General features: G+C 51.4%; 8 protein-coding genes. All 8 read right to left on the reverse strand.

Annotation, left to right across the window (positions count from 1 at the left end):
• Nucleotides 1-9: 9 nt before the first annotated feature.
• Nucleotides 10-3,612, reverse strand: coding sequence for a response regulator (locus J7619_RS19970; protein ID WP_291202615.1), 3,603 nt, complete (start codon nucleotides 3,610-3,612; stop codon nucleotides 10-12).
• Nucleotides 3,613-3,625: 13 nt separating this feature from the next.
• Complete coding sequence (locus tag J7619_RS19975) at nucleotides 3,626-5,221, reverse strand: response regulator (protein ID WP_291202618.1); 1,596 nt, start codon at nucleotides 5,219-5,221, stop codon at nucleotides 3,626-3,628.
• Between the two features lie 322 nt (nucleotides 5,222-5,543).
• Nucleotides 5,544-6,116, reverse strand: coding sequence for a hypothetical protein (locus J7619_RS19980; RefSeq protein ID WP_291202622.1), 573 nt, complete (start codon nucleotides 6,114-6,116; stop codon nucleotides 5,544-5,546).
• Nucleotides 6,117-6,348: 232 nt separating this feature from the next.
• The gene (locus J7619_RS19985; RefSeq protein ID WP_291202625.1) at nucleotides 6,349-6,516 is read right to left on the reverse strand and encodes a hypothetical protein; all 168 of its coding nucleotides are present in this window, start codon (nucleotides 6,514-6,516) and stop codon (nucleotides 6,349-6,351) included.
• A 100-nt stretch (nucleotides 6,517-6,616) separates the two neighbouring features.
• The gene (locus J7619_RS19990; RefSeq protein WP_291202628.1) at nucleotides 6,617-7,780 is read right to left on the reverse strand and encodes a class I SAM-dependent RNA methyltransferase; all 1,164 of its coding nucleotides are present in this window, start codon (nucleotides 7,778-7,780) and stop codon (nucleotides 6,617-6,619) included.
• 152 nt (nucleotides 7,781-7,932) lie between these two features.
• Entirely contained in the window at nucleotides 7,933-8,841 is a 909-nt protein-coding gene (locus J7619_RS19995) for an NAD(P)/FAD-dependent oxidoreductase (protein ID WP_291202631.1), read from the reverse strand.
• A 51-nt stretch (nucleotides 8,842-8,892) separates the two neighbouring features.
• The gene (locus J7619_RS20000; RefSeq protein WP_291202634.1) at nucleotides 8,893-9,447 is read right to left on the reverse strand and encodes a TetR/AcrR family transcriptional regulator; all 555 of its coding nucleotides are present in this window, start codon (nucleotides 9,445-9,447) and stop codon (nucleotides 8,893-8,895) included.
• A gap of 122 nt (nucleotides 9,448-9,569) precedes the next feature.
• Nucleotides 9,570-11,891, reverse strand: a complete 2,322-nt coding sequence (locus tag J7619_RS20005; protein ID WP_291202637.1) for a c-type cytochrome — start codon at nucleotides 11,889-11,891, stop codon at nucleotides 9,570-9,572.
• Between the last annotated feature and the right edge of the window lie 24 nt (nucleotides 11,892-11,915).

An 11,915-nucleotide genomic window follows, 5' to 3' on the forward strand; every position in this document is an offset into this window, starting at 1 on the left:
GGTGAGGGGTCAGGATTTTTCATAAAGCCACACGCGCAGCAGCGACATGAGCTGGTCGATATCCACCGGTTTCGTAATATAGTCAGAAGCGCCGGCATTAATGCATTTTTCGCGGTCGCCCGTCATGGCTTTGGCCGTAACGGCGATCACCGGCAGGTTGCGCCAATGAGGATTCTCGCGAATGCGCTTCGCGGTTTCGTAGCCGTCCATCTGGGGCATCATCATATCGAGCAACACCACGTCTACTTCCGGGTTTTCGTGGAGTTTCTGCAAGGCTTCCTTGCCGTCCAGCGCTGTCAGGACATTCATTTTGTAGTTTTCCAATGATTTGGAAAGCGAGAAAATATTCCGGACGTCGTCATCGGCTATGAGCACGGTTTTGTTGTTCAGGATTTCGCCGAGTCCGCCGAGCTTGCGTACGTCCGTGCCCTGGCGGGCATTTTTCTTGTTCTCTTCCACCACGTGCAGGAACAGCGATACTTCGTCGAGCATGCGCTGGTAAGAATGCGCGGTTTTGACGATGATCGAATCTGCATACTGCCTGATCCGCAGCTCTTCCGTCATGGAAAGGCTCTTGCCGGTGAAAATAATGATCGGTACATGCTCAAATCCGGGGTTCTTTTTCGCTTCTTCGAGCATGTCGTAGGCCTTTTTATCGGGAATGCCCATGTCCAGGATCACGCAGTCGACCTCGTTATTCGAAAGCGCACTGACCCCTTCGTTGATATCGCTTTTGAGCTCTGAATGGATGTCGAATGTGCCCAGGTAGTAGGCTAATGCTTTGGCATGCATCGAATTGTCCTCGACGATGAGCACCTTTTTCGATTTCTTGCTGATCACATATTCGATCTTCCGGAAAACTTCGTCCATCTTTTCGATCGCCACGGGCTTGTCGATAAAGTCGATCGCACCTTTTTGCAAGCTCTCGTTTTTCATCCGGTGCGACGACATGATGTGGACCGGAATATGCCGTGTTTCGGGATCGTTTTTGAGCTGATCCATCACTTCCCATCCGCTGACAACAGGTAGCTGAATGTCGAGCAGGATACCCATCGGTCTGAATGTCCGTGCTAATTCAAGTCCCTCATCGCCGCGTACGGCCACAATGCCTTTATAGCCCTGCTTGCGGGTGTAATCCAGGAGGGATTTGGCAAAAAACGTATCGTCCTCGATGATCAGGATCGCCTTAGCGGCATCGCCGACGGTCGAGCGGTCGTCGGGGATACTTTCGGGAATGACAGTGCTGACAAACTGGTTTTGTATGGCCGGCAATGCTTTGGCCACGTTTTCTTCCTGGTAGCTTCCGAAGAAATTGGCTGTTTCCGGTTCGGAACGGCTGTATGCCGGCCCGATGGGCACAAAAAGTGTGAACTCGCTGCCCTGACCAACCACGCTCGTAAGCGATATTTCCCCGCCGAGCAGCTTGGCCAGTTCACGGCTGATGGACAGTCCCAGCCCCGTGCCGCCGTATTTGCGTTTGGTCGAACCGTCGGCCTGCTGGAATGCTTCAAAAATATGATGCTGTTTTTCCGGCGGAACACCTATGCCCGTGTCGCGAACGGTGAAACAGAGCATTTTGTCATTTCCGTCATTCAGCTTGACGCTAATGTCCACCGATCCCTGTGCAGTGAATTTCAATGCGTTGGAAATCAGGTTTTTGAGGATCTGTTCCATCCGCATTTTGTCCGTCTCGATTACCGGTGGAACGCCGCTCGCAATGGTAACCGAGAAATTAAGCCCCTTGTCCCGGGCGATCGGCGTGAAAAGGCTCTTCATATCGTCACTGATCTCCTTTACCGACACCGTTACATATTCCAGTTCCATTTTCCCGGCCTCGATTTTCGACAGGTCGAGGATTTCGTCGATCAGGCCCAGCAAGCCATTACCGGAAGATTGAATGACCGTCGCATATTCGATCTGGTCGGGGGTAAGGTTCTTGTCGTCATTTTCGGCAAGCAGGCGGCTTAACAGCAGGATCGAGTTCAGCGGCGTCCGCAGCTCGTGCGACATATTGGCGAGGAACTCGGATTTGTACCGGGTCGTCAGTTCCAGTTCTTCCGCTTTTTTCTGTATTTCAAGGTTCTTTTCTTCCAGCAGGCTGCTGCGTTCTTCCAGTTCCTCGTTGGTTTGCTGCAATTCCTCCTGCTGCACGCGCAGCTCTTCTTCCGACGCCTGCAACTTCTGCGATTGCGCTTCGAGTTCCGCATTCAGATTTTCCAGCTCGTTGTGCTGCGTTTGAAGTTCCTCGGCCTGGGCCTGCGTTTCTTCCAGGAAGTTTTGAAGCTTTACATAATCCAGCGCGGAATTGATGCCGCTGGCGATTGTTTCCAGGTTTTCTTCCAGGAAACGCATGGTCAGATCTTCCGGGGCTTTCAGGAACCCTAGCTCGATCACGCCAATGCACTCATAGGAGTACACGAGCGGGAGAATTGCGAGCGCCGAAGGACTTGTTTCGCCCAGGCTGGATGTCACTTTAAGGTAGTTTTCTGGCACGTCGTGCACCAGCAGGGGCTTCTTCGTATCGATTACCTGCCCGCATAGTCCTTGTCCGGGCGCGACGGCTTCCGGTGCATTCTGCACGGCGAAGCTGCCGCTAAGCCGGAAATTCCAGTCGGTGTCGAGAATATAGATGGTCCCCAGGTTCGCGCCCGAATACGCGGCCAGGGTGTTGATCAGGTTTGCGGACAGCTTTTTGAGTACACGCTCTCCCCGGATCGCGTCGTTGATCTGCACTTCGCCCGCCTGCAACCAGTTTTGAATGTGCAGATCATTGAAAGTTTGTTCCAGTGATCCCGTCATATTATTCAACGCAACCGAAATGCGGCCGAGCTCATCGTCGGTTTCATCCATGCTGCGGGCAGCATAATCGCCTTCTGAAACCCTCTGCGCCACCTTTTCGATGTGGCCTATCCGACGATTTGTTTCCGTATATTTTTGTTCATCCAGCTGCTGTTGCGCGATTCGCTTGCCTATATCCTTTCGAATACGCAGGTATGACGAGATGGTGATCAGGATCGAGATCAGCGCGGCTACAACGACCAGAATGGGGGTATATTTGATGTAGATCTGCTGCTGTTCGAGGTGTTCGGCCAGCCTGGCGCTTTCTTCTTCCTTGATGCGTTCCGTGGTGATCCTGAGATCGTCCATGATCTTCTTCCCTCTCACCATTTCCCGCAAACGGGAGTCGGTGTCATGCAGGAAATTCCGGTCTTTTTTGGCCATGTCGATGATGTTTTGCATCTGGCCGAACTTGGCTTCATAAAGGGCCTTCACCTCCCGAAGGTTCTTTTGCTGCATCGGATTGTCGGAAGTAAGCTCCACCAGGTTGTTGTAGCTGTCGGTGGTCTTTTCATAGGCACCCTCGTAGGGTTCGAGGAATTGCAGGTCCGAGGTCACCAGGTAACCGCGCTGGCCGGTTTCCGCATCTTTCATATGCGACATGATGGCCTCCGCCTCGATAAGCACTTCATTGGTGTGGTTGACGAGCTCCGAATTGTTGATCAGCTTCTGTGTGCTGTAATAGGATGCCAGAAGGCTGAAAAACAGAAGGAGAATGGAGAAGGAAAAGACGATCTGTAATTGCTGGATGATCGAATTGGAAACTTTCTTCATAAACGGGTGTCAGCTAAATGTCGGTTTTAAAGGTCGTTGGTAAATATTCCTGCACGAACGGAAGTATCAAAATGAATTCTGAACCCTCGTTTTCGGCGCTCCGGGCGGAAATGAGGCCGTTGTGTTTGTCCATGATCTTCTTTGCAATGGCCAGCCCGATCCCCGTTCCTTCGTAGGCATTGATGTTGTTGAGTCGCTGGAAAATGACAAATATCCGGTCGAGGAACTTCTCGTCGAACCCAATGCCATTGTCGGCGATGATAATCCTGCAATAAGGGCCTTCGGTCGATGCAGGACTGGAAAGGTCCTTTTCTTCGACGATCTCGTAGCGGATATCGATTACGGGCGCCACATCGGGCCTCGAAAATTTCAGCGCGTTGCTGATCAGGTTCTGGAATACCTGGCGGATCTGGCTGGGAATTGTCTCTACCACCGGGAGTTTATCTTTCCGGATGCTGGCTTTTTTTTCCCGGATCGTCTCGTCGAAATCGGCAAGCAGTTCCTCCACCAACGCATTCAGGTCGGTCGGCTGGAAATAGGCGGTTACCGATAGGCGGGAGTAGTCAAGCAAATCGCTGATCAGCCGCGACATCCTGGCCGAAGAGCTGATCGACCGGTTGAGATAGGAAATTGCTTCGTCGTTGCCGGATAGGTATTTGTCTTTAATCAAATGGCTGAAAGTCTGGATCTTACGAAGTGGTTCTTTCAGGTCGTGAGATACCACCCAGGCAAATTGCTGCAATTCGTGGTTGGTCGTTTCGAGCTCCGAGTTTTTATCGACAAGCTCTTTGGTACGCAGCTCCACCTTATGTTCCAGCAATTCATTGGCCATTTTCTGCTGGTGAATATCAGTAAACGTCCCCACCCAGCGCACAATGGCACCATTTTGCAATACGGGGATGATTTTAAGCAGAAAATACCTGTAATCCTCCGAATCCAGCTGCCGTAACCGGGCCTCGCCGGAAAATTCCAGGCCATTCAGAAAATGCTCGTTCCAGCGCGCATAGGCGTGGTCGTCGGCGTGCGTTTCCGGGAATGTCCGGGCGTCAGCGGCATATTGGAACCAATGTCTGTTGACATATTCGATCTTCCCGTCGTTACGGATCGTGAATGCAATCTGCGGCAGCGATTCAAGGATGAAACGGAGCTCATCCATGCGGGCGGCCAGCTCTTCCTGCGCGTGCTTGCGCACGTCGATCTCATGCCGGAGGGATTCCTGAATCGCTTTCAATTCCTGCTGCTGTTCGAAAAGCCGGTAAAATGTTTTGACTTTCAGCAACAGGATATCAGGGTCGACAGGCTTGGTGAGGTAATCGATACCGCCGGAGGTATAGCCTTTCGTAATGAATTTTTTTTCTGTATTGACTGCCGAGAGAAAAATAATGGGCGTGTCCTTCGCTTTCCCGAAACCGGCAATGGCCTCGGCTACCTCGAACCCGTCCATACCCGGCATTTGCACATCAAGGATGATAACCGAGTAAGTTGTTTTAAGCACCTTTTTCAATGCTTCCTCACCCGACTCTGCGGTGTCGGTGTTGAAATTGTGGAGTTCCAGGATTTTTTTAAGCGGTAAGATGTTCTCCGGCCTGTCGTCGACAATAAGAATCATGTTTTTGGGAAAAGTAGGCACTAATCTGGTATTTGCCGGACGTCGAAACACGGAGTGTCGCGCATCGGTGTCGTGACACCTGATCTATATACGGTTGGCTCGCTGAGACACAAAATTTTCAAGTGTGTGTACAAGTGTTGCCGTGTGTGTGGTTCGAATTGTGTATAAAAATTATACCAGTTACAGCTCTTCCTGGCCGTTTTTCATAATAACCTGACGTAAAGCGGGAAGCGCGTGGGAGTGGGGCTGTGTAAATCAATTCGAAGCGGGAGGTAGCTGGGGAATTTCCGCCCGGATATGAGAGTCCGGGTTGATGTCAATCTTATAAACTCCTGATTTTGATCCGGATATCGTGCGGTGCCACTTCGTCGCCACCAAAATAGGGAAGGAGTTTGTAAGCTACTCCCACACCACCCGAGCAATGGCGCGGCATTACGGTTTCGATTCCGTGGTAAGTGAACACGTATGTATTCTCGCGAATGTCGATCCGGAAGCTGGTAACCTCGTTCAGCTCCGCTGTGCCCAGCTCGCGTTCCTGGCGCACGCCATTCACATATATGTACGCGTAGATGCGCAATGCGCCTTCGCGCCAGTTCCACCCGAAACGCGCGCTATTGTTCTGATGCTGCGAGCTGCAATCCGAGAAACCGTAGAGCTTATTGATATCGTGCTGGTTTTCAGGGATATTTGTTTTGTAAATACAGCTGCTGTCGAACAAAGCCTGAAAACGCATGGATGAGGCGGTGAACAATGTATTCAGGTTCCGCTCGACTTCATGATTGCCTGCCTTGATATCGTAAGTAATAAAATCGTCCCCAAAACTCGGCGTATTGCCGATCCAATCGCAGGAAACAGCGCCGATCAGGAGGGTGAGCGCCATCAGGTATCGTTTCATCGGTTCTGGTTTTAATGTAAATGCCGGCCGAAATTTAGGATAGGAACGTATAATTCGCTTAAAAATTGGATGCGGGGCGGCAAGACACAGATGCTATCGTGGGATGGGGCTTGTTCAGCATCGGTTGAGTGGCTTGATGAGGCCGGTGGCGGGCATAAAAAAAACGAAGTCCGGATGTTCGTTTCATGCGGACTTCGTCTCAACTTAGGAACCATTTAAGGTGCATCGAATGCTACCTTTGCTGTTTTCCCAGACTGTGATTCTCTTTTTGGTTGCTGGTAATATGATTACCTTTTACCATTTCTTCCTCACGATGTCTGCTATCCAGATTGTCTTTGTTTTCAGGCCTGTTCCGGACCTGGCCTTGCGGCATGGTTCCTGAACTTTGTGACTGTTTCATGACAATTTTTCTAAATGGTTATGTCTTATATGATCTAAATATTATGCCAAAGTTGTTGAGGCGCCGTGCCCGGTTTTCACTGTACTTGCCAAATCCGGGACTATCCTCTTCTTGACCCTTCGTAAAGTTCGTATTCCAGCAGCCTGCAATCGATTTTTCCCGAATAAAACTCTATTCTGCGCTTGGCTTTGAGACCTATTTTTTTGGCCAGATCGAGGTTCCCGGTAAAGACATATCCGTAATATCCTCCACACTTCTGTTTCATAAAATCACCAATCCGTCCATAAGTTTCTTCAAGTTCGCTGATCTCGCCGAGTCGTTCGCCGTATTCCGGGTTCACGAAGAACACACCTTTGTTATCCTGCGGCACTTCGGTATCGGCAAAATCGCAAAGACCGAACTCGATCATATCGGCCACGCCGGCCGCGATTGCGTTCTTTTTGGCATTGATTACGGCATTCTGATCGTAATCGGTAGCGATAATGCGCACTTTCGGAGCTTCGATGATCTGCGCTTCCAGCTTGTTCTGCCCTTTGAAATAGACTTCCTCGTCATACCCAAGCAAATGCATGAACGAATAATTGTCCCTGAAAAGCCCGGGACGGCTGTTGGTGGCAATCAATGCGGCTTCGATCGCGAGCGTACCCGAGCCGCACATCGGATTGATAAATGCCGAGTTACGGTTCCATTGGCTGGCCAGGATCGTTGCCGAAGCGAGGGCTTCCAGCATCGGAGCCTTGCCGGGGATTTTGCGGTAGCCATGCCGTGCCACCGTCTCGCCGGAAGTGTCGATGAAAATCTCGGCGCGGTCGTCCTTCCAGAACAAATGCACCACCGCTCCCTTCAACTCCGAGCCGGTGGACGGTCTCGCGCCTTTTTTATCGCGTAGCCTGTCCACAATGGCATCTTTCACACGCAGGTTCGCAAACATGGTGTTGTTCACCGTGGCAGTCATTACATTACTGGTAACCGAGAAATACGCGTCGTCGGCCAGGATATTCTCCCATGGCATTTTTGTCAGAAACCGGTAAACATCGTCGGGATGCTGCGCACTGAATGTACCCAGGCTGTAAAGTACCTGGCTCGCGCAATAGAGGTTGAGGTTTAGTTTGATACAGTCGTTGACGGTACCCCGCAGCCGCACCCCGGTGGCAAAGGTTTCTTCGACCCGGTAACCCAGTTCCGCCACTTCTTTTTCAAGAAACGGCGCAAGGCGCTTGTAACAGGTAATGATAATGGGGGCGGTTGTTTTGAATGGGGACATTTTTTTAAGCTTTAAGCAATAGGCGATAAGCTTTAAGCCCTATACTACAAGTTAATAAGCATTTGGCCCAAGGCTTTTTGCTTACTGCTTACAGCTTATAGCCTATTGCTTACAGCATTTTTTCGCAAAGCTACCATATTGCAAGACTCCAATCAGTACTCCTCATTGATTAATTCGTGATTGAGCCTTGCTCCGGCGGTTGTTCCTGTGGCCATGGCGGCTGCTAACGCTCTGAATGCGCCGGTGTTATCGCCTGCGGCGTAAATGCCGGCTACCGTTGTTTTCTGGGACTCGTCTACCTTGATAAACCCTTGCGGATTGAGCTCGCAGCCTAATTTTTCAGGTATCAAAGAGTGCTGGACGAACGCCGGGCGATGGTAAAGGGCGGTAATACCATGCGTGGAGCCGTCGGTTAACCGGAGGGTTTTGAGGTAGCCGTTTTCATGATCCAGCGATGCGATGGGTTGTTCAACGATTTTTGCTCCGAATGAGCGCATTTTTTCACGCGCTGTTTCGTCGAACGTGGCAGGGCCATTGGTGTAAAGCGTCAGGTCCGTGGTCCAGTTACGGATCATTTTAACGTATTCCAGCGCCATTTCGCCATTCATCATAACGCCGGTGCGGGCGTCGCTGTACTCGTAGCCATGGCAGTAGGGGCAATGAATGACGCTGATACCCCAGCTTTCGGCAAAGCCCGGAATATCCGGCATGATATCGCGAATACCGGTGGTAAAAATCAGTTTTTTGGCTTGCAATGTATGGTCTTCATCCACGGTGACGGAGAATGCTCCATCGACTCCCGACACACTTGTGACCAGTCCCGTGCGCATTTGCACGGTCGGGTAGGCGAGTACCTGCTCGCGTGCGAGCGCGGAGATTTCGGCGGGCGTTTGGCCGTCGTGGGTAATGAGGTTGTGCGAATGTGGCGTTTGAAGGTTGCAGGGTTTGCCGCTATCAATAATCATAACCTTACGGCGGGCACGGCCCAATGTCATGGCGGCCGAAAGCCCCGCGTAGCTGCCGCCGATAATCACGACGTCGAATAGTTGTTGATCTGTCATTATTGAAGTATATAAATGTCTCAAAACTGAGACACGGTTGAACAAAAATTTTTAAATACCTATCCCTTTACTGAAAGAAAACCACGCAAGCTGCCGTGCCTCCGCGCGACTGAGCGGGCCTCTTTGCTGCGAGTTAATGAATACCACTACCACGCTCTGGAAGAAGTTATGTATCCAGTCGACCGTCATTCCCTGGTTAATAACCCCTTTTGTGAGTAGCACTTGCAGGTTACCCTTCCAGAGTTCGAAGGTATCGTCATATTCGGAGCACTCTTCATTGGCGGCCTGGTGTTTGTGGTCGTGCAGAGTGTGTAGTTTATGTAAAAATGTGTTTTTGGAACCGCAGTCGAGTCCGGCGTAGAACATCGCTTCCAGTCTTTCCCTGGGATTTTCGCTGGTGTTGTAGGCATTGGACATCGCTATGGCGCAAGCCTTCCGGATTTCCTTCTGGCATTTGTCCATCAGTTCCTTCCGGTCTTTGAAATACCGGTGTAAAGTCCTGCGCGTCACCTGCGCCTGGTCCGCCACTTTTTCCAGCGGTGCGGACAGGTCCTCATTGAAAATCAGGATCGCAGCTTCGATAATACTTTGTTCGGTGTCTTTCATGATTTGACAAAGGTAGTAAAATGTCTCAAATGTGTGACATTTTGGATTGCATATTTTCTTTTGTAGCAACAAAAAGGCGCCCTTTGCAAGGCGCCTTTGAATTAACAATCAACAACATACCATCAAATGCCGTTCAACTCGGCTTCGGTGAATGCTTTTTCGCGGCCGGTGAGTTTCGTGCGGACTTTGGTGACTTCTTCGGTCGTAACCTTGTCGGCATTGTTGCGCCAGGAGCGGCGGATAAAACTTAACAGCTGCGCGATGTCTTCGTTTGGCATGTCCTTGTCGTAGCCGATACCAGGCATATCGCCGCTTACTTCGGGCGTTTGGTACACGTGGCCGTTTACTTTCACCGGACCGGTGAGGCCGAAAAGGACGATCGAAATGAGCTTGTCTTTGTTCCCCGTCACCCATTCCGATTGGTTCAATGGCGGGGCGAGCGATTTTACGCCGCCACCGTCGGCACCATGGCAGGTCTGGCATACGGAAGTAAATAATGCTTCACCTTTGGGGAATTCCTTTTTGAGCATTTCAGGATTGCGGTTCCCTTGCGCATTGCGGATTGCGGTCACTACGCGGGTCAGTTGCTTGTTAATCAATGCATTCTGATCGGATACAGACGCCGAGATCGCGCTCTGGAAGACCTCTTCCTGATCCTGCAAGTTGCTGATGATGGCGTCGGACACGTAGCGATTGTTGGGATATTTGGCTGCCAGCTTGTTGAGCAGCCCGCGGGACGCATTCTGGTCGAATTTTTCGATGCTTTTGGCCAGAAACGCAATGTAAGGCGCCGCAAGCGTATCGCCGGAATCGACGATGCCATCGAATGCGGTGGCAAACTGCTGGTATGAGCCCGGTGTGATTACCGCCGTCGAGGCATATAACCCTTGCGCGCGGAACGTCCATGCCGATTGTCTGATCCAGCTCAGCGCTTCTTCCGGTTTCAGGGAATTCAGGCCTTCCAGCGTCCACAATGCGTGGATGGCCAGCAATGGATCGGCGGTTTGTTTGATCGCCTCCCGAAGCGCGGGTACTGTCTGGTTGTATTTGCCGTCGATTAGTTTTTGCTGCGCGCGGTCGCGTACCCAGCCGTTGGGATGCCCAAGCAGTTTCACCAATTCCTGTGCGCCGTCCGGGATGGTTACCGGTTTAGGGTTCGTGCCTTTGGGAACGATCTTGTAAATGCGGCCGGCCGAAAGCGGCTGTGTAAGGTCGCGTTTGCCGATCTGGTCCTTGAGGTATGGTGTCAGGTAGGTTTTGTGCTGGATAATGCCGCGGTACATGTCGAGCACGAACATGCTGCCGTCGGGTGCATTGTAAAGGCTTACCGGACGGAAACGCTCGTCGGTGCTGGCGAGGAATTCTTTACCCTTGTAGGCAATGTCGCCTTTCACGACGTAACCTTTTTCATTCAGGAAATCACGTTTGATCAGGTTCGCCGAAGGTTCCGGTACAAATGCATTGAAATCGTAATTCTTGCCAAACAGGTCACCGCGGTAAATGACGGGCGCAGCGGCAGCTGTAAACTCATTCAGGCGCAGGCTGTCGTCGAGGACGTTTTTCATGTAGCCGCGGTTCACGCCCGGTGTCGGGTGAAGTGGGTACACTTTATTGTTCGCCACCGATTTCTCGTTATAACCGGCAACGCCTCTCTGGTTCTTGTTCCAGGCACCGAGGCCGGCAGGGAAATAGTCGCCCAGAAGGTTCTGGGAATTATTGTTGTAATAAAGACGACCGTAGTTGTCCTGGCAAATGCCCCATTGACCACGGAAGTGGGTATGTTCGATCACCCATTTGCCACCTACACGGCGGTAGCGCTTGTCGGATTTGGCGTTATAAATCCAGTTGTCCATCGCGCGGAGGAGGCCGTTGGGCTGGTGCTCCACGTTACCGCCTTCGGTGTATTTCGGGTCAACCAGTGTTTTTTTGACGACCTGGTCGTTTTTCAGTTCGTAAAACCAAAGATTGGTAGGCTCGGCTACGAGGATGCCGTTGTCGATCAGACAGATCGCGCGTGGGAGTACCAGCGAGTCGATCACCACTTTGCGGTCGTCGTAAACGCCGTCCTTATTCTTGTCGTCGAGGATCACGACGTTGCCATTCGGGATGTCTTCGCCGGTACCGATGGTGTCGGGCATGTAGCCTACCATCTCCACGACCCACATTCTGGCTTTATCGTCGAACTGCATGGCCACAGGCGCGCTCACGAGCGGTTCGGCGGCAACTAGTTTGACCTCAAAGCCATCCTCGATCACCATTTTGCCGATGGTTTCGGAGGCTGGGATGAAAGGAGATTTTCCGGCATTCGGGGCGGGTTTTTCTTCTTTCGCAACAGTTGTAGCAGCGGAAGAGGCGGTTTGCTGGCTGGTTTGCTTGTTGGTTTTACAATACACCAACATGGACGAAACAGCCAGGATCAAAATGGGATAACGGTACTTCTTCATTGGAATGCTATGCTAGCAATATTA

Origin of the sequence: Dyadobacter sp., assembly GCF_017744695.1 — a bacterium.
Classification (GTDB): domain Bacteria; phylum Bacteroidota; class Bacteroidia; order Cytophagales; family Spirosomataceae; genus Dyadobacter.